We start from the raw sequence: 18,756 nt of genomic DNA, 5'->3' as shown, positions 1-18,756 counted from the left end.
GCACGGCAAGGCTAGCGTATGCCCGGCCCCACGCCCAAATCGGAAAGCGGCCTCACTCGTCCTCGGCCAGCGTGACCTCGACGCCCCCGACGAAACCGGCCGAGAGGTTGTAGAGGAACGCCCCCAGCGTGGCCAACGCGGTGGCCAGCACCACGTCGATCACGGCGATCACCGAGGTGAAGACGAGCACCCTGGGCAGCGACAGGAACGACTCGAGGTCGAAGCCGTTCTCGTTGTCCGTCTCGGTGGCCTGGGTGATCGTTTCGCCGATGGTGGAGAAGACCCCCATGCCGTCCATCACCATCCACAGCACGGACACCGCGATCACGGTGCAGATGCCGAGGGCGATGGAGAGCAGGAAGCTGACCTTCATGACCGACCACGGGTCGGCCTTGGCCACCCGCAGCCGCGCCTTGCGGACCCGGGGGACCGTGCGGGCCCCGGTGCGCGGGCGGCGCACGCCGCCGCCCTGCGTCTGGGGGCCCTGGCCGCCGGTGGTGCCACCGCCCTGCGTCCCGCCGGCCCGGCGCTGGCCGGACTGCTGGCCGACGGACGGCGCCGCCCCGGGCGGGGACGGGTACGCCTGCGGCGGATGGTAGTGCTGTTGTTCCGGGGTGCTGTACCCCTGGCCCTGCGAATGGCCCTGCGGCGGTGAGGAGTCCGCAGGTCGGGCACTGGTCATCGTCGTTCCCCCATGGGAAGGGTCGCTTGCGGATTCCTGGCCCCTGGGCGCGCCGTCCCGGAGCCCGAGCCATGGCCGCCCGGGGGCGGGGTCGCCGAAGCGCGCGGCACGCCGTCGCTCCCGCCACCCTGGGCGCCCATGGCTCCACTCACGCTCTACTCCTCGGTGCCCGCGGCCGCCGAGTCCTCGGCGGACGCCGGCTGAGCCTCGTCCGTGGACTCGGCCCCAACGTCCTCGGCCTCGACTTCCTCGGCCTCCCGACCAGCCTCGGCGTTCCGCGCGATGCCCACGACGGCGTCCCGCTTACCCAGGTTGATCAGCTGGACGCCCATGGTGTCACGGCCCGTCTCCCGGACCTCATTGACCCGCGTGCGGATCACCCCACCGCCCAGCGTGATGGCCAGGATCTCGTCGGTGGCCTCGACCACCAGGGCGCCGACCAGCGAACCGCGGTCCTCGACGATCTTGGCGGCCTTGATACCGAGCCCGCCCCGGCCCTGCACCCGGTACTCGTCCACCGGGGTCCGCTTGGCGTAGCCGCCGTCGGTCGCGGTGAAGACGTAGGTGCCGGCGCGGACCACGTTCATCGAGAGCAGCTCGTCGTCCTCGCGGAAGCTCATCCCCTTCACGCCCGAGGTCGCCCGGCCCATCGGGCGCAGCGAGTCGTCGGTGGCGGTGAACCTGATCGACTGTGCCTTCTTGCTGATCAGCAGGAGATCGTCGTCGGGCGAGACCAGCTCGGCGCCGATCAGTTCGTCGTCCCCGCCGTCCGTCATCTCCCGCAGGTTGATCGCGATGACGCCGCCGGACCTGGGGGAGTCGTAGTCCTTGAGCGCGGTCTTCTTGACCAGCCCGGACTTGGTGGCCAGCACCAGGTACGGCGCCGCCTCGTAGTCCCGGATGGCGAGGATCTCCGCGATCTCCTCGTCCGGCTGGAAGGCCAGCAGGTTGGCCACGTGCTGTCCGCGCGCCTCCCGGCCGGCGTCCGGCAGCTCGTACGCCTTGGCCCGGTAGACCCGCCCCTTGTTGGTGAAGAAGAGCAGCCAGTGGTGGGTGGTGGAGACGAAGAAGTGGTCGACGATGTCGTCCTCGCGCAGCTTGGTGCCGCGCACGCCCTTGCCGCCGCGCTTCTGTGCCCGGTAGTCGTCGGTCTTGGTGCGCTTCACGTAGCCACCGCGGGTGATGGTGACCACGATGTCCTCTTCGGCGATCAGGTCCTCGATGGACATGTCGCCCTCGAAGGGCACCAGCTTGGTCCGCCGGTCGTCGCCGTACTTCTCGACGATCGCGGCCAGCTCCTCACCGATGATCTGCCGCTGCCGCTCCGGCGAGGCCAGGATCGCGTTGTACTCGCGGATCCGCGCCTCCAGCTCGTTCCGCTCGGCGGTGATCTTCTGGTGCTCCAGGGCGGCCAGCCGGCGGAGCTGCATCTCCAGGATCGCGTTGGCCTGGATCTCGTCGATGCTCAGCAGCCCCATCAGGCCCTGCCGCGCCACGTCGACCGTCTCGCTGCGCCGGATCAGCGCGATGACCTCGTCGATGGCGTCCAGCGCGGCCAGCAGGCCGCGCAGGATGTGCGCCCGCTCCTCGGCCTTGCGCAGCCGGTAGCGGGTGCGCCGGACCACGACGTCGATCTGGTGCGCCACCCAGCAGCGGATGAAGGCGTCCAGCGAGAGGGTGCGCGGCACGCCGTCGACCAGGGCCAGCATGTTGGCGCCGAAGTTGGTCTGGAGGTCGGTGTGCTTGTAGAGGTTGTTGAGGACGACCTTGGCGACGGCGTCCCGCTTGAGCACGATGACCAGGCGCTGGCCGGTGCGCGACGAGGTCTCGTCGCGGACGTCGGCGATGCCGCTGACCCGACCGTCCTTGACCAGTTCCGCGATCTTCTGCGCGAGGTTGTCCGGGTTCACCTGGTAGGGCAGTTCGGTGACCACCAGGCACTGCCGGCCCTGGATCTCCTCCACCTCGACCACGGCCCGCATGGTGATGGAGCCGCGCCCGGTGCGGTACGCCTCCTCGATGCCCTTGCGGCCGACCACCAGCGCGCCGGTCGGGAAGTCGGGGCCCTTGATCCGCTCGATCAGCGCGTCCAGCAGCTCGTCCGGCTCGGCGTCCGGGTGCTCCAGGTACCACTGGGCGCCGGCCGCCACCTCGCGCAGGTTGTGCGAGGGGATGTTGGTCGCCATCCCGACCGCGATCCCGGCCGAGCCGTTGACCAGCAGGTTGGGGAAGCGCGACGGCAGCACCGTCGGCTCCTGGTTCCGGCCGTCGTAGTTGTCCTGGAAGTCGACGGTCTCCTCGTCGATGTCCCGGAGCGTCTCCATGGCCAGCGGCGCCAGCCGGCACTCGGTGTACCGCATCGCGGCGGCCGGGTCGTTGCCGGGGGAGCCGAAGTTCCCGTTGGAGTCGACCAGCGGCATCCGCATCGACCAGGACTGCGCCAGCCGCACCAGGGCGTCGTAGATCGAGGTGTCGCCGTGCGGGTGGTAGGTGCCCATCACGTCGCCCACCACGCGGGCGCACTTGTAGTACCCGCGCTCCGGGCGGTACCCGCCGTCGTACATGGCGTAGAGCACGCGCCGGTGCACCGGCTTGAGCCCGTCGCGCACGTCGGGCAGCGCCCGGGAGACGATCACGCTCATCGCGTAGTCGAGATAGGAGCGCTGCATCTCGGTTTCGAGCGTCACCGGCATGATCCGCAGCGCGCCGGTCGCGGCGGCCTCGGGGTTCGGCGGGGTGGGGGGGTTCTCGTCGGCCATGCTGTGGGTCGATTCCTTTCAAACAGCGGGGATGGGCCGGATGGCCGGCGTCAGATGTCCAGGAACCGAACGTCCTTGGCATTGCGCTGGATGAACGAGCGCCGCGCCTCCACGTCCTCGCCCATCAGGATCGAGAACAGGTCGTCGGCGGCGGCCGCGTCGTCCAGCGTGACCAGGCGCAGCACCCGGTGGGCCATGTCCATGGTGGTGATCCGCAGTTCCTCGGCGTTCATCTCGCCCAGGCCCTTGAACCGCTGGATCGAGTCCTCCTTGATCCGCTTGCCGCGCTCCCGGCCCAGCCGGATCAGGCTGTCGCGCTCGCGGTCCGAGTAGGCGTACTCGAACTCGTCCCGGCCCCACTTGATCTTGTACAGCGGGGGCTGGGAGAGGTAGACGTGGCCGGCCTCGACCAGCGGGCGCATGAAGCGGAACAGCAGGGTGAGCAGCAGGGTGTTGATGTGCTGCCCGTCGACGTCGGCGTCCGCCATCAAGATGATCTTGTGGTAGCGGAGCTTGGCGATGTCGAAGTCCTCGTGGATGCCGGTCCCGAAGGCCGAGATCAGCGCCTGGACCTCGGTGTTCTGCAACACCTTGTCGATCCGGGCCTTCTCCACGTTGAGGATCTTGCCGCGGATCGGCAGGATCGCCTGGTACTGCGGGTCCCGGCCGGACTTGGCGCTGCCGCCGGCCGAGTCGCCCTCGACGATGAAGATCTCGCTCTTGGTGGCGTCGTTCGACTGGCAGTCGCTGAGCTTGCCGGGCAGCGAGGCCGTCTCCAGCAGGCCCTTGCGGCGGGTCAGGTCACGGGCCTTGCGGGCGGCGACCCGGGCCGTCGCGGCCTGGATGGCCTTGCGGATGATGTCCGCCGCCTCGGTCGGGTTCCGGTCAAGCCAGTCCGAGAAGTGCTCGTAGACGATCTTCTGGACAAAGGTCTTGGCCTCGGTGTTGCCCAGCTTGGTCTTGGTCTGGCCCTCGAACTGCGGCTCGCCCAGCTTGACCGAGATGATCGCGGTCAGGCCCTCCCTGATGTCCTCGCCGGCGAGGTTGTCGTCCTTCTCGCGCAGCAGCTTCTTCTCCCTGGCGTACTTGTTCACCAGGGCGGTGAGCGCCGCCCGGAAGCCCTCCTCGTGGGTGCCGCCCTCGTGCGTGTGGATCGTGTTCGCGAAGCTGTAGACGCCCTCGCTGAACTGCGTGTTCCACTGCATCGCCAGCTCGACGGAGATCCGCCGCTCGACGTCCTCGGACTCGATCTCGATCACCGAGGCGTGCACCGGCTCGCCCTTGCGGGAGTTGAGGTGGCGGACGAAGTCGGCGATGCCGCCCTCGTAGTGGTACGTCACCGTCCGCGGCTGGCCGTCGTCGGCCGGCGCCGCCGAGTCGGCGCCCGAGGTCTGCTTGGCCGCGGCCCGCTCGTCGGTGAGGCTGATGGTCAGGCCGCGGTTGAGGAAGGCCATCTCCTGGAAGCGGCGGGCCAGGGTCTCGAAGGAGTAGTCGGTGGTCTCGAAGATGTCCCCGTCGGCCCAGAAGGTGACGGTGGTCCCGGTCTCCCCGGTCTCCTCGTTCCGCGCCAGCGGCGCCGTCGGCACGCCCTGCTCGTACTCCTGCGTCCAGCGGTAGCCGTCCCGCTTGACCTCGACGGCGACCTGGGTGGAGAGCGCGTTGACCACGGAGACGCCCACGCCGTGCAGACCGCCGGAGACCGCGTACCCGCCGCCGCCGAACTTGCCGCCGGCGTGCAGCACCGTGAGCACCACCTCGACCGCCGGCTTGCCCTCGGACGGCACCATGTCCACCGGGATACCGCGCCCGTTGTCGATGACCCGCACCCCGCCGTCGGCCAGGATGGTCACGTCGATCCGGTCCGCGTGGCCGGCCAGGGCCTCGTCCACGGAGTTGTCCACGACCTCGGAGACCAGGTGGTGCAGGCCGCGCTCACCGGTGGACCCGATGTACATGCCCGGTCGCTTGCGGACCGCGTCCAGCCCCTCCAGCACGGTGATCGCGCTGGCGTCGTAGGAGACGGGTGCGTCCGTCGAATCGGCGGCGGACGGAGTGTTGTTGTTGGCATCGCCGGAATCGGCCACGAAGCGCCCTTTCTGGCACAGCACGAGCCAACTCCGGCTCTCGGGAGCGGCTGCGTCGTTCGACATGGTCCGCAACGGGGCGGTTGCCGCCAGTCTACCGCTAGCGCCAACCGTAATGACGGTTTGCGGGGCTCTCAGCCCGCATGTGCCGCCCTCAACCGGCCTCCATCGACTCCCCATATGTGACCGGGGCCCCTGATCCGTTCACAACGGCGCTCAGCGCTTCCACCTGTCAACCTCACAGGACGTGACCGGGATCACTTCGGATCACCGCCGCCCAACGTTACCCGTAGGTGTCACCAGGCCCTCGCGACCCGGGAGCGCGCAGCCGTCCCGGGCGCCGCACCGGGGACGCCGGACCCAGCACCTTGATCAACTTGACCGTGCCCTGGCCGAGATCGGCGTTCAGCCGAGCCAGCAGCTGGGGAGCCAACAACCGCAGCTGAGTGGCCCAGGCGGTGGCGTCGCAGCGCACCGTCAGCACCCGGCTCTCCTCGTCGTAGCTCTCCGGCGCGCAGTGCTGCGCCACCTCGGGCCCCACCAACTCCGGCCACCGGCCGAGCACTCCGCCGACCGCCAGCGGCATCTCCCAGCCCCGCTCGACGGAGAGCCGGGCGACGGCCGCGCCCAGCGGCAACGGGTCCCGACCGCCGGCGCGCGCCCCGGAGCGCAGCCCCCCGCGGCGCGCGTCCCGACGCTGCGACACGAGGGCGCCGCGCTCCCGCGCGCGCTCCTTCGCCGCGCGCAGCGCGACCCGGGCCAGATCCACCCCGGACACCTCGGGCCCCTGAGACCCCGCGGACCCCTGCGACACCTCGGCCGCCCCGCCGGCCCGACCGCCGTCCTCGGGCAACCGCGCCGGGGCCGGCCCACCGGCCACCGGCGAGGGACCGCCGGCGCCCCGGTCACTCCCCCTCGACATGGGAGACCTGCCCCTCGGCGACGGTGTAACGGGCGCCGGCCAGCACCTCGGGCACGTCCTCCGGCACCGCGGCCGTCACCAGCACCTGCTCCGCCGAGGCCACCAACTCGGCCAGCCGGTGCCGGCGCCTGGCGTCCAGCTCGGCGAACACGTCGTCCAGGATCAGGATCGGCTCGGGACCCTCGTCCCGCAGCAGCTCGTAGGAGGCCAGCCGCAGCGCCAACGCCAACGACCAGGACTCGCCGTGACTGGCGTAGCCCTTCGCCGGCAACTCCCCCAACCCCAGCAGCAGCTCGTCCCGGTGCGGGCCCACCAGCGTCACCCCGCGCTCGATCTCCCGCGGCCTGGAGCGTGTCAACGCCTCCGCGAGCAGGGCGGTGTAGCCCTCCCGGCCGACCGGGCCGGCCGACTCCTCGCCGGCCGAGCCCCGGTACTCCAGCGCCACCGGCCCGCCGCCGGGCGCCACCTCGTCGTACGCCTTGTCGGCCAACGGCCGCAGGCCCTCCAGCAGGGCGAGCCGCTGCGCCACCAACTCCGCGCCCACGCCCGCCAGATGCTGGTCCCAGACGTCCAAGGTGGACAGGTCCATCCCACGACCGCCGTGCCGCCTGGCCATCGCCGCCGACTTCAACAGCGTGTTCCGCTGCTTGAGCACCCGCTCGTACTCGGCCCGCACCCCGGCCATCCGGGGCACCCGGGCGGTCACCAACTCGTCCAGGAATCTGCGCCGTTCCCCCGGGTCGCCCTTCACCAGCCGCAGGTCCTCGGGCGCGAAGAGCACGGTGCGCACGATGCCCAGCAGATCGCGCGGCCGCACCTGGGTGGACCGGTTGAGCCGGGCCCGGTTGGCACGGCCCGGGTTCAACTCCAGCTCCACCAGCTGCTGCCGCTCGCCCTCCCGGACCTGGGCCCGCAGCACCGCCCGCTCCGCGCCCATCCGCACCAGCGGGGCGTCGGACGCCACCCGGTGGCTGGCCAGCGTCGCGAGATAGCCGACCGCCTCGACCAGGTTGGTCTTGCCCTGCCCGTTCGGCCCGAGGAAGGCGGAGACGCCCGGGCCGAGGACCACCTCGGCGCGGGGATAGGACCGGAAGTCGGCCAGCGACAGATGGGTCAGATGCACGGCGGTGGCCCAACCTCCCCGATCGATTCGCTCCTGGGCACGTCCGTTACGAGGAGCTCTGCACGGCGTGCCCGCCGAACTGGTTCCGCAGCGCGGCGATCATCTTCATCTGCGGCGAGTCCTCCTGCCGGGAGGAGAACCGCGCGAACAGCGAGGCGGTGATCGCCGGCAGCGGCACCGCGTGGTCGATCGCGGCCTCCACCGTCCAGCGCCCCTCGCCGGAGTCCGCCGCGTAGCCCCGCAGCAGCTCCAGGTGCTCGTCGTCGTCGAGCGCCCGGACCGCCAGGTCCAGCAGCCAGGACCGGATGACCGTGCCCTCCTGCCAGGAGCGGAACACCTCGCGGACGTCGGTGACCTCCTCGGCGGCCTCCAGCAGCTCCCAGCCCTCGGCGAAGGCCTGCATCATGGCGTACTCGATGCCGTTGTGCACCATCTTCGCGAAGTGCCCGGCGCCCACCTTCCCGGCGTGCACCGCGCCGGCGTCGCCGGCCGGCTTCAACGCGTCGAAGATCGGCTGCACCCGCGCCACGTGCTCGGCCTCGCCGCCGTACATCAGGGCGTAGCCGTTCTCCAGGCCCCAGACGCCGCCGGAGACACCGCAGTCCACAAAGCCGATGCCCCGGGTGGACAACTCCTCGGCGTGCCGGGCGTCGTCCGTCCAACGGGAGTTCCCCCCGTCGACCACCACGTCACCGGGGGAGAGCAGCTCGCCCAGCTCGTTCACCACCGACTGGGTCGCCGCACCGGCGGGAACCATCAGCCACACCACCCGGGGCGCGGCCAGGGCGTCCACCAGCTCCCGCAGGCTGTGCACATCGGCGGTCTCCGTGTCGGGGGCGTACCCCACGACCGTGTGACCGGCACGGCGAATGCGCTCGCGCATGTTGCCGCCCATCTTGCCGAGACCGACGAGACCCAGCTCCATCAGGAACTCCTTCGTAGCGTTGTACCTGAGGCCGAGCCTACGCCCGACCCCATCCGCACAACTGCGGGGTCGGGCGCTCAAAAGCGCAGATCAGCACCGTGGCCGCCGGGAGGACCCGGCGGCCACGCCGACGACTCAGCCGCTCAACCGCACCGGCATGATCAGGTACTTGTAGCTCTCGTCCGCCTCGGCGTCCACCGCGGGCCGGCCGCTGAGCAGCGCGGGCTTGGTCGAGGTGGTGAAGGAGAGCTGGGCCACCGGGGAGTCGATCGCGCTGAGCCCCTCCAGCAGGAAGCCGGGGTTGAAGGCGATCGAGATGTCGTCGCCCTCCAGCTGGCAGTCGACCCGCTCCACCGCCTGTGCGTCGTCGCTGGAGCCGGCCTCCAGGATCAGCACGCCCTGCTCGAAGTTGAGCCGGACCGGGGTGTTCCGCTCGGCGACCAGCGCCACCCGCTTGACCGCCTCGACGAACGGGGCCGTCTCGATCACGGCCACCGAGTTGAACTCGGTGGGGAAGAGCGTGCGGTACTTCGGGAGGTCGCCCTCCAGCAGCCGGGTGGTGGTGCGCCGGCCGGCGCCCTCGAAGCCGATCAGGCCCTCGCCCGCGCCGGAGCCGGAGAGCGCCAGGGCGACAGCGTCGCCGCCGCTGAGCGACTTCGCCGTGTCCAGCAGCGTCTTGGCCGGCACCAGGGCCACCGCGGAGATGTCCGCGACCTCGGGCTTCCACAGGAACTCCCGCACCGCGAAGCGGTACCGGTCGGTGGAGGCCAGGGTGACCGTGTCGCCCTCGATCTCGACCCGCACCCCGGTCAGCACCGGCAGCGTGTCGTCCCGGCCGGCGGCGATGGCCACCTGGGAGACGGCGGAGGCGAAGACCTCGGCCGAGACCGTGCCGGTGGCCGTCGGCATCTGGGGCAGTGCCGGGTACTCCTCCACCGGGAGGGTGTGGAGGGTGAACCGGGAGGAGCCGCAGACGACCGTGACCCGGACCCCGTCCGAGGAGATCTCCACCGGCCGGTTCGGCAGCGAGCGGCAGATGTCCGCCAGCAGCCGCCCGGAGACCAGCACCGTCCCCTCGTCCTCCACGTCGACCTCGACCGAGACCCGCGCGGAGACCTCGTAGTCGAAGCCGGAGAGGCTCAACGCCCCCTCCTCGGCCTTCAGCAGCAGGCCCGCGAGCACCGGCACCGGAGGCCGGGCCGGCAGGCTGCGGGCGGCCCACGCCACCGCCTCCGCGAGCACATCGCGTTCCACCCGGATCTTCACTTCAGCCGCCTCCCGCTGTTGCTGGCCGCTCGTCGTCGCTGGCTCCTGTCGAGCCACCAGTCTGACGCACGCCACCGACAGTAGGGGCTGGGGCGAGTCAAATCGAGGCGCGCCGGGTAGGACCGGTCAGGGCCGAGTTGTGCACAGCCCCCACTTCGAATCGAGTCTCCCGGCTTATATCCGTAGTGGTAGTAGTAGGGCCTGTGGAAACCGTGGATAACTCCAATTCCCCTGGTCAGACCCGGTTTTTTATACACAGGCCCTGTGGGTGGAGCGGTGGATGACGCGGCCCCTCCTGTGGACAGCGATCAGTTGTGCACAGGCCGTCCACAGCGGACCCCGAGTTCCCCACAGCTCCATCCCCAGTTTCCGAGCGGTTACCCACAGGCTTCCCGGCCGCTTCCTGTGACCTGATTCACTCGACCCGGTGACGCGGCGCGTTAGGTTGCCGAACAGTGGATAAACCTGTGGATTGCCTGTGTACAACTACCCGTTTCCTGTGGGTAGCTGGTCCTCGACGGTGGACAACGTCCGACGCCGGTTCGCGCCCGGGAGCGGTGTCCACAGTCTGTGGATAACCTTCTTCCACACATCCACAGGCATCTGACCTGCGACGGCGTCCCGTTGACCGGCAGCCTGTGGACGGAGTTCTGGACGACACGCCAACCCCACAGGGTGTGGACGACCACAACAGGCCCAACCTGTGGGAAACCCGGGAAAACGCGGTGGCCCAGATCGCTAATCGAACAGCGCCCGCGGTCCGAGGACGGTGGACGCCGGGCCGGGACCGGCCGGCGGCGGGGCGCGCGGCTCCCGGGCGGCCGCCGAGCGGACACGCTGGGTGGCGTTCCACGGGGTGCTCGGGCGAGGTGCGCGACGCCGGCGACCGGACGCGGGGCGGGCTCGGGGAGCGACATCGGCGCGCGGGCACGCCGGAGCGCCCCGTGCGGGCGCGCGGGGCGACGGGGTGGGGCTTGGGGAGAGCCGGCGCGGTGCGGGCCGGGACGGGCGGCGTCAGCCGTTCTTGATGCGGTTGGTCAGCTCCGTGACCTGGTTGTAGATGGAGCGCCGCTCGGCCATCAGGGCCCGGATCTTGCGGTCCGCGTGCATCACCGTGGTGTGGTCCCGGCCGCCGAAGTGCTGGCCGATCTTGGGCAGTGACAGATCGGTCAGCTCGCGACACAGGTACATCGCGATCTGTCGCGCGGTGACCAGGATGCGGCTCCGGGACGAGCCGGCCAGGTCCTCGATGGTCAGTCCGAAGTAGTCGGCGACGGCCGAGGTGATGGCGTCGGCCGTGATGTCCGGGGTGGCGTCCTCGCCGCCGGGGATCAGGTCCTTGAGGACGATCTCCGTCAACCCCAGGTCCACCGGCTGCCGGTTGAGGCTGGCGAAGGCGGTGACCCGGATCAACGCGCCCTCCAGCTCCCGGATGTTGCGGGAGATCCGGGAGGCGATGAACTCCAGCACCTCGGGCGGCGCGTTCAACTGCTCCTGCACGGCCTTCTTCCGCAGGATCGCGATCCTGGTCTCCAGCTCGGGCGGCTGGACGTCGGTGATCAGCCCCCACTCGAAGCGGTTGCGGAGCCGGTCCTCCAGGGTGATCAGCTGCTTCGGCGGCCGGTCGGAGGAGAGCACGATCTGCTTGTTCGCGTTGTGCAGGGTGTTGAAGGTGTGGAAGAACTCCTCCTGCGTCGACTCCTTGCTGGCGAGGAACTGCACGTCGTCCACCAGCAGGATGTCCATGTCCCGGTACCGCTTGCGGAACGCGTCCGCCTTGCCGTCCCGGATGGAGTTGATGAACTCGTTGGTGAACTCCTCGGAGCTGACGTAGCGCACCCGGGTGCCGGGGTAGAGGCTGCGGGCGTAGTGCCCGATGGCGTGCAGCAGGTGGGTCTTGCCCAGGCCGGACTCGCCGTAGATGAAGAGCGGGTTGTACGCCTTGGCCGGCGCCTCGGCGACCGCCACCGCCGCCGCGTGGGCGAAGCGGTTGGAGGCGCCGATCACGAAGGTGTCGAAGAGGTACTTCGGGTTCAGCCGGGCGGTCGGCTCCCCCGTTCCGGGGCCGCTGCCGCCCGCGCCCGAGCCGGGCGACGCCGGCCCGCCGGCCGACGGGCCGGCGCCCTGGGGCGCACCGGCCGACCCCGGCGTTCCGGGGGCACCCGACGAGCCGCCGGGCTGCCCGCCCGGCTCGTAACGGCCGTACCGCTGCTCCGGATAGCGCGGCTCGCCGCCGTAGGCACGTTCGCCGTAGCGCTGTTCCTGGTAGTGCTGGTCGCCGAAGCCCCGTTCGCCGTATCCCTGTTCGGCGTAGCCGGGGGAGTAGCCGTCGGACCTGCCGTAGGCCGGGTAGTCGCCGCGGGGCTGGCGCCACTGCGGGCTCTCCTGGAGCGGCGGCTGGTGCCGGTCGGGGTAGACCGGCCGGACCTCGGGCAGCCCGGCGCCGCGCTCGCCGTAGCCGTTGCCGCCGGCGTAGCCGTCGTCCGCCGGCGGCTCGGTGGCGGACGACGGCTCGGGCGCGGACGGCGCCGGCTCGGCGGGCGGCGCGGTGACGGTGATGGCCAGCCGGACCGGCTGGCCGCACTCCCGACTCAGCGCCTCACTGATCAGCGGGGCCAGCCGGCCCTCCAGCACGTTTTTCGCGTACTCGTTCGGCACGCCGAGCAGCGCGGTGCCGGAGACCAGGGCGAGTGGCTGACAGTCCTGGAGCCAGCGGTGATCCTTGGACTCCAGGCGTTGGCCGTCGGAGAGCATCGTCGTCAGAGCCCGGGGCCAGACCGCTGCAAGGTCCGCTGGAAGGTCAGCCACGGGGCACGCTCTCTCACTCGCAGGGGTGGCGCTGGCGTTGGCGGGCACCTGAGGGTGTGACGCCGGGGGCGGTCGGGAAAGATTCCGAGTTCAGCCACGTTAGTCAGCGCGAGGTCCGCGCATCAAGTCGTTGTCCACAGGCTGTGTACAAGGGTGCGCCGTCTGAGTTTGACCTGTGGCTGGCCTCGCGCGTACCGTTGCCAGGTCGAGTCGTCGATGGCTGCTGCCGCCTGCCTCCGATGGCCCGCCTCGGTACAGAGGTGTTGAGCGGCTGACTCGGGCGTTGCGCTGCCCTCGCGGGCGCACGGTGACAGCCAACGACGGTCCACAAACTTGTCTCGGCCGTCCTGTGCCGAAACACCGAAGATCTCTGGAGTCCCCGAGTGAGCAAGCGCACTTTCCAGCCGAACAACCGGCGCAGGGCCAAGACCCACGGCTTCCGGCTGCGGATGCGGACGCGTGCCGGCCGCGCCATCATCGCCAACCGTCGTGCCAAGGGCCGCGGCCGTCTTTCGGCCTGAGTCTTAGCGACCACAGGTCCATGCGGTGCTGTCCTCGGAGAACCGACTGAGGCGACGCGAGGACTTCGCGACCGCGATGCGCCGAGGCCGCAGGGCTGGGCGCCCCCATCTCGTCGTCCATCTGCGTGATGGCACGGACCCGCACGTGGCGGAGGAGACCCCTCCTCCGCCACGTGCGGGTTTCGTCGTCAGCAAGGCCATCGGCAACGCGGTGGTCCGGCACCGGGTGCAGCGCCGGCTGCGCCACCTGGTCCGGGCACGGCTGGCCGCGTTGCCCGCCGGTAGCCTGGTCGTCGTGCGGGCCCTGCCCGGCGCGGAGTCCGTCGCGTCCGAGCAGCTGGCCCGGGAGCTGGACGCCGCACTGGAGCGGCTACTGGGAGGGGTACGCGGATGAAGTACCCGCTGCTGCTGCTGATCAAGCTGTATCAGTGGACCATCAGCCCGCTTCTCGGCCCGGTGTGCCGTTACTATCCGTCGTGCTCTCACTACGGATACGGCGCCATTGACCGGCACGGCGCGGTGAAGGGGACGGTCCTGACCGCCTGGCGCATCCTGCGGTGCAACCCCTGGTCGCCCGGCGGGGTCGACCACGTCCCGCCGCGCAAGCGCCCAGTCTGGCACCAGTCACTGCGTGACCGCCTACGGCACCGGTCGCTCAACCCCGCCTCTCCCGGGGGTGCCCCCAACAATGCCCAAGGAGCCTGATCTGTGGACACGATCAATACGATCCTCACTCCTCTCTATATCGCCGTTTCGTGGATCGTCGTTCAGTTCCACAGCCTCTACAGCCTGATCTTCGACGAGGACAGTGGCTGGGCGTGGGGGCTCTCGATCGTCTCCCTGGTGGTCGTGATCCGGATCGCCCTGATCCCGCTCTTCGTGAAGCAGATCAAGGCGACGCGCAACATGCAGGCGCTCCAGCCCCGGATGAAGAAGATCCAGGAGCGCTACAAGAACGACCGGCAGCGTCAGTCCGAAGAGATGATGAAGCTGTACCGGGAGACGGGCACCAACCCGCTCGCCAGCTGTCTGCCGATCCTGGCGCAGTCCCCGTTCTTCATCGCGCTCTTCCAGGTGCTGAACCACATCGCCAGCAACAACAAGGTCGGCGTGCTCACCAACGAGCAGGTCGAGTCCGCGCGTGAGGCCACGATCTTCGGCGCGCCGATCGCCACCCGGTTCATGGACAGCGTGGACAAGGTTGCCGAGCTGGGCGCCTCGCAGGGCAACGTCCGCATCGTCACCATCATCATGATCGTGCTGATGTCGGCGTCGCAGTTCTTCACTCAGCGCCAGATGATGACGAAGAACGTCGACCTCACGGTCAAGACGCCGTTCATGAACCAGCAGAAGATGTTGATGTACATCTTCCCGATCATGTTCGCCGTCTTCGGCGTCAACTTCCCCGTGGGTGTGCTGATCTACTGGCTGACCACCAACGTCTGGACGCTGGGGCAGCAGATGTACGTGATCACCCGGAACCCCACCCCGGGCAGCCTGGCCTACCAGGCGCGGCAGGAGCGGCTCCGCAAGAAGGGCAAGCTCCCCCAGGAGGAGACCGAGGCCGCCAAGAAGACCGCCGAGGGCCCCCGCACCGCGCGCAGCCAGCCCAAGCGGCAGACCAAGTCCCAGCGCCAGACGGGCGGCCAGCCGCAGGCCAAGAAGCAGGCGGCCTCCTCGTCCCGGCTGGAGAAGCCCGAGCAGGGCTCCCGGCTCGACAAGCCGGGGCAGAACGCCGGGTCCGGTGACGCTCAGGCCAAGAAGTCCAGCGGTTCCCAGCCCCAGAAGAAGCAGCGGGGGCAGCAGGCCAAGAAGTCCCAGGCCCGCAAGCCCAAGCCGTCCGCCAAGAGCAAGAAGTAGAAGGAGCCTCACCCGTGACGGACACCACCTCAGCCGCTGCCGAGGAGACCGACGAGCTGACCCGCCTGGAGACGGAGGGCGATATCGCGGCCGACTACCTGGAGGGGCTCCTCGACATCGCCGACCTGGACGGCGATATCGACATGGACGTGGAGGGCGACCGGGCGGCGGTGTCGATCATCTCCGAGGGGACCTCCCGTGACCTGCAGAAGCTGGTGGGCCGGGAGGGCGAGGTGCTGGAGGCGCTCCAGGAGCTGACCCGGCTCGCGGTGCACCGGGAGACCGGCGAGCGCAGCCGCCTGATGCTGGACGTCTCCGGCTTCCGGGCCCGTAAGCGCGAGAAGCTGACCACGCTGGGCACCGAGGCCGCCCAGCAGGCCAAGGACTCCGGTGAGCCGGTGAAGCTCCAGCCCATGACGCCCTTCGAGCGCAAGGTGGTACACGACGCGGTGGCGGCGGCCGGGCTTCGGAGTGAGTCCGAGGGCGAGGAGCCGCAGCGGCGCGTGGTCGTCCTGCCGTGAGTGAGGACCGCGCCCCCGCGGCGGCGCTTCCCGAGCCGCCGGAGGCGGCCCACGAGGTGTTCGGCGACCGGCTCGGCGACGCCGTTCGCTACGCCGAGCTGCTCGCCGACATCGGCGTCCGCCGGGGGCTGATCGGCCCTCGCGAGGTGCCGCGGCTCTGGGAGCGTCACCTGCTGAACTGCGCGGTCCTCGCCGAGGTGGTGCCCGAGGGGGTCACGGTCTGCGATGTGGGCTCGGGGGCCGGGCTGCCCGGCATTCCGCTCGCGCTGGTTCGGCCGGACCTCGGGATCACCCTGCTGGAGCCCCTGCTGCGGCGGACCAACTTCCTGAGCGAGGTGGTCGAGCTGCTCGGCCTGGAGGACGGCGTCACCGTGCTCCGAGGGCGGGCGGAGGAGGTACTCCCCACCTTCACCCCGGTCCATGTGGTGACGGCCCGGGCGGTCGCTCCCCTGGACCGGCTCGCGGGGTGGGGCGTTCCGCTGCTCCGGCCCTACGGGGAGATGCTGGCGCTCAAGGGGGAGACGGCCGAGGAGGAGCTGAAGGCGGCCCGTGGCGCGCTGGCCAAGCTCGGTGTGGTGCGCGGCTCCGTGCTCCACGCGGGAGTCGGCGTGGTCGATCCGCCGTCCACGGTGGTGCGGGTCGAGGTCGGAGAGAGCCCCGGTGGGGTGCGGTTCGCCGCGAAGCGAGCCAAGGCGGCACGAAGGGGCGGAGCCACCCGCCGGCCGCGGCGCTGAACGCGTCCCCGATGACTTCCTGAGCGCCCCCGCCGCCGCGAGCCCTGAGCTCCTGGAGGCGGGGGCGTTCGGCCGAAGCGGCCGTCATGGCGCTCAATCTGTCCCCGGCGGAGTGTCCTGCCGGGGACAGCTGATCTCGCTGGGCATCGTGTTTCACGTGAAACGCCGCTCGCTGCTTCAGGGAATCATCAGCCGTGGGCGCGCGACCGCCGAGCCGCGCACCCGTCGTCCCCGAATGTCACTCCAAAGTGGGTCGCAGGTATCCACAGACGGCCAGTCATCCACAGCTAAGCGGTCCTCGCTGGTTCACGACCCCCAGGACATGGCAGGCTTTGACTCCACAGAGGCTGTGCGTGTCGAGGAGAGTGAACCATTGCGGTCCGACGCCAACACTGCTGGGCCGACGGCCGATCCGGTCCCGGGCCCCCGGTCCGAACCGACGGACGCGCCTGGTGGTGCCGTTGATATGGGGACCACCGCGCCATCGCCGGTCGCGGGCGCCCCGGTTGCCCGGGCGGCGCAACAGGCCATCGCGGCCATGCACCTCTCGGGAGCGGCCCTGCCCCGGCCGGCCGAGACGCGGATCATGGTGGTCGCCAACCAGAAGGGCGGCGTCGGGAAGACCACCACCACCGTCAATCTGGCGGCTTCACTCGCGCTCCACGGGGCCCGGGTGCTGGTGATCGACCTCGACCCGCAGGGCAACGCCTCGACGGCGCTCGGCATCGACCACCACGCCGATGTCCCGTCGATCTACGACGTGTTGGTGGAGAGCAAGCCGCTCTCCGATGTGGTGCAGCCGGTGCGTGATGTCGAAGGGCTCTTCTGTGCTCCCGCCACCATCGACCTGGCCGGCGCCGAGATCGAGCTGGTCTCCCTGGTGGCCCGGGAGAGCCGGCTGCAGCGCGCCATCAGCGACTACGAACAGCCGCTGGACTATGTGCTGATCGACTGCCCGCCCTCGCTGGGGCTGTTGACCGTCAACGCCCTGGTCGCCGGCGCCGAGGTGGTCATCCCGATCCAGTGCGAGTACTACGCGCTGGAAGGCCTGGGGCAGCTGCTCCGCAACGTCGAGCTGGTGCGGGGCCATCTCAATCCCAAGCTGCATGTGTCGACGATTCTGCTGACCATGTACGACGGGCGGACGCGGCTCGCCTCTCAGGTGGCCGACGAGGTGCGCGGTCACTTCGGTAACGAGGTGCTCCGGACCAACATCCCGCGTTCGGTCCGCATCTCCGAGGCCCCCAGCTATGGGCAGACGGTCCTCACCTATGACCCGGGCTCCAGTGGTTCGCTGTCCTACCTGGAGGCGGCCCGGGAGATCGCGCTGCGTGGCGCGATCCCGCAGCAGGAACAGCACAACCCGGTGGAGGGGACTCAGTGAGCGAGCGACGTAGAGGGCTGGGTCGAGGGCTGGGCGCGCTGATCCCGGCCGCGCCCAGGAGCTCCGAGGAGCAGGCGCCCGAGGGCGGCAAGGGACCGTCGGTGTCGCCCAGCGCGGTGCCCGTGCTGACGGCGGAGCGTGGCGTCGCGGTGCCCACCGCGTCGGAGCGGGAACGCCGTCCGGTCGCCGGCCAGGCGGCGCAGCCCGCGGTGGTCGAGGAGGAGAGCCCGCTCCCGGAGACGACGAGTGCGCACTTCGCCGAGCTGCCGCTGGACGCCATCACGCCCAACCCGCGGCAGCCGCGGGAGGTCTTCGACGAGGACGCCCTTGCCGAGCTGGTCACCTCGATCAAGGAGGTGGGGCTGCTCCAGCCGGTGGTGGTGCGTCGCCTCTCGGCCGACCGCTATGAGCTGATCATGGGGGAGCGTCGGTGGCGCGCCTGTCGTGAGGCCGGCCTGGAGGCGATCCCCGCGATCGTCCGGGCCACCGAGGACGACAAGCTGCTGCTGGACGCCCTCCTGGAGAACCTGCACCGGGCACAGCTCAACCCGCTGGAGGAGGCCGCTGCCTACGACCAGCTGCTGCGGGACTTCAAGTGCACCCATGACGAGCTGGCCGACCGGATTGGTCGCTCTCGCCCGCAGGTCTCCAACACGCTCCGGCTGCTTCGGCTTTCACCGGCCGTGCAGCGGCGCGTGGCGGCCGGCGTGCTCTCGGCCGGTCATGCGCGCGCGTTGCTCTCCGTGGAGGACCCGGAGGAGCAGAGCAAGCTGGCGCTGCGCATCGTGGCCGAGGGCCTCTCGGTGCGGGCCGTCGAGGAGATCGTCACCCTGGAGAGCGGCAGCAAGAAGCAGGGCTCGCGGAGTCGGGGCCCCCGCGCGGGCAAGCGGATCGCCCCGGCGCTCGATGAGTTGGCGACCCGTCTCTCCGACCGTTTCGAGACCAGGGTGAAGGTCGACCTGGGGCAGAAGAAGGGCAAGATCGTCGTCGAGTTCGCCTCGATGGAGGACCTTGAGCGAATCCTGGGGCAGCTGGCGCCCGGCTCTGGTCCGGTGCTGGAGCAGCGCTCCCCGGATGAGGCGCCGGAGTCGACGGACGGCGAGGAGCGCTAGACGCGGTCGCCGGCATACGAAAGGGCCCGTGGTGTTTCACGTGAAACACCACGGG

General features: G+C 70.4%; 16 protein-coding genes. 8 read left to right on the top strand and 8 right to left on the bottom strand.

Annotated elements, in window-relative coordinates; genetic code table 11:
- Window positions 1-52: 52 nt before the first annotated feature.
- From RM844_RS12535 to dnaA, 8 genes are all read right to left on the bottom strand, one after another.
- Window positions 53-682: a DUF3566 domain-containing protein gene (locus RM844_RS12535; protein ID WP_311667169.1), complete on the bottom strand. Its 630-nt coding sequence runs from the start codon at window positions 680-682 to the stop codon at window positions 53-55.
- 155 nt (window positions 683-837) lie between these two features.
- Window positions 838-3,441 (bottom strand): DNA gyrase subunit A, encoded by a 2,604-nt coding sequence (gene gyrA, locus RM844_RS12530; protein WP_311667168.1) that lies wholly within the window; start codon window positions 3,439-3,441, stop codon window positions 838-840.
- A gap of 50 nt (window positions 3,442-3,491) precedes the next feature.
- Window positions 3,492-5,549 carry a DNA topoisomerase (ATP-hydrolyzing) subunit B gene (gyrB, locus tag RM844_RS12525; protein ID WP_311667275.1) on the bottom strand — a complete coding sequence of 686 codons (2,058 nt, stop codon included), beginning with the start codon at window positions 5,547-5,549 and terminating at the stop codon, window positions 3,492-3,494.
- 259 nt (window positions 5,550-5,808) lie between these two features.
- Window positions 5,809-6,447: a DUF721 domain-containing protein gene (locus RM844_RS12520; protein WP_394814490.1), complete on the bottom strand. Its 639-nt coding sequence runs from the start codon at window positions 6,445-6,447 to the stop codon at window positions 5,809-5,811.
- Window positions 6,431-7,570: a DNA replication/repair protein RecF gene (gene recF / locus RM844_RS12515; RefSeq protein ID WP_311667167.1), complete on the bottom strand. Its 1,140-nt coding sequence runs from the start codon at window positions 7,568-7,570 to the stop codon at window positions 6,431-6,433. The genes RM844_RS12520 and recF overlap by 17 nt, the downstream gene beginning before the upstream one ends.
- 46 nt (window positions 7,571-7,616) lie before the next feature.
- Window positions 7,617-8,495, bottom strand: a complete 879-nt coding sequence (gene gnd / locus RM844_RS12510) for a phosphogluconate dehydrogenase (NAD(+)-dependent, decarboxylating) (RefSeq protein ID WP_311667166.1) — start codon at window positions 8,493-8,495, stop codon at window positions 7,617-7,619.
- Between the two features lie 135 nt (window positions 8,496-8,630).
- Complete coding sequence (gene dnaN, locus RM844_RS12505) at window positions 8,631-9,761, bottom strand: DNA polymerase III subunit beta (RefSeq protein ID WP_311667273.1); 1,131 nt, start codon at window positions 9,759-9,761, stop codon at window positions 8,631-8,633.
- A 1,014-nt stretch (window positions 9,762-10,775) separates the two neighbouring features.
- Window positions 10,776-12,569: a chromosomal replication initiator protein DnaA gene (dnaA, locus tag RM844_RS12500; protein ID WP_311667165.1), complete on the bottom strand. Its 1,794-nt coding sequence runs from the start codon at window positions 12,567-12,569 to the stop codon at window positions 10,776-10,778.
- A 383-nt stretch (window positions 12,570-12,952) separates the two neighbouring features.
- On the opposite strand from dnaA, the gene rpmH reads away from it, so the two are divergent.
- The 8 genes from rpmH to RM844_RS12460 all read left to right on the top strand — a co-directional run bounded on the left by rpmH (window position 12,953) and on the right by RM844_RS12460 (window position 18,701).
- Window positions 12,953-13,090 carry a 50S ribosomal protein L34 gene (gene rpmH / locus RM844_RS12495; protein WP_311667164.1) on the top strand — a complete coding sequence of 46 codons (138 nt, stop codon included), beginning with the start codon at window positions 12,953-12,955 and terminating at the stop codon, window positions 13,088-13,090.
- A gap of 25 nt (window positions 13,091-13,115) precedes the next feature.
- Window positions 13,116-13,484, top strand: coding sequence for a ribonuclease P protein component (rnpA, locus tag RM844_RS12490; RefSeq protein ID WP_311667163.1), 369 nt, complete (start codon window positions 13,116-13,118; stop codon window positions 13,482-13,484).
- Window positions 13,481-13,795 (top strand): membrane protein insertion efficiency factor YidD, encoded by a 315-nt coding sequence (gene yidD / locus RM844_RS12485; protein ID WP_311667162.1) that lies wholly within the window; start codon window positions 13,481-13,483, stop codon window positions 13,793-13,795. The genes rnpA and yidD overlap by 4 nt, the downstream gene beginning before the upstream one ends.
- A gap of 12 nt (window positions 13,796-13,807) precedes the next feature.
- Window positions 13,808-14,950: a membrane protein insertase YidC gene (gene yidC / locus RM844_RS12480; protein ID WP_311667272.1), complete on the top strand. Its 1,143-nt coding sequence runs from the start codon at window positions 13,808-13,810 to the stop codon at window positions 14,948-14,950.
- 14 nt (window positions 14,951-14,964) lie between these two features.
- Window positions 14,965-15,471 carry a Jag family protein gene (locus RM844_RS12475; RefSeq protein WP_311667161.1) on the top strand — a complete coding sequence of 169 codons (507 nt, stop codon included), beginning with the start codon at window positions 14,965-14,967 and terminating at the stop codon, window positions 15,469-15,471.
- A complete protein-coding gene (gene rsmG / locus RM844_RS12470) occupies window positions 15,468-16,205 on the top strand; it encodes a 16S rRNA (guanine(527)-N(7))-methyltransferase RsmG (protein WP_311667160.1) in 738 nt (245 codons plus the stop codon). Before RM844_RS12475 ends, rsmG begins: the two co-directional genes overlap by 4 nt.
- A 322-nt stretch (window positions 16,206-16,527) precedes the next feature.
- Complete coding sequence (locus tag RM844_RS12465) at window positions 16,528-17,589, top strand: ParA family protein (RefSeq protein ID WP_311667159.1); 1,062 nt, start codon at window positions 16,528-16,530, stop codon at window positions 17,587-17,589.
- The gene (locus RM844_RS12460; protein WP_311667158.1) at window positions 17,586-18,701 is read left to right on the top strand and encodes a ParB/RepB/Spo0J family partition protein; all 1,116 of its coding nucleotides are present in this window, start codon (window positions 17,586-17,588) and stop codon (window positions 18,699-18,701) included. The genes RM844_RS12465 and RM844_RS12460 overlap by 4 nt, the downstream gene beginning before the upstream one ends.
- The last annotated feature ends 55 nt before the right edge of the window (window positions 18,702-18,756 follow it).

Origin of the sequence: Streptomyces chisholmiae, from assembly GCF_031845445.1 — a bacterium.
Lineage (GTDB): Bacteria > Actinomycetota > Actinomycetes > Streptomycetales > Streptomycetaceae > Streptomyces > Streptomyces chisholmiae.
The sequence above is the reverse complement of the archived record's forward strand: the minus strand, read 5'-3'. Positions and strand labels throughout refer to the sequence as shown.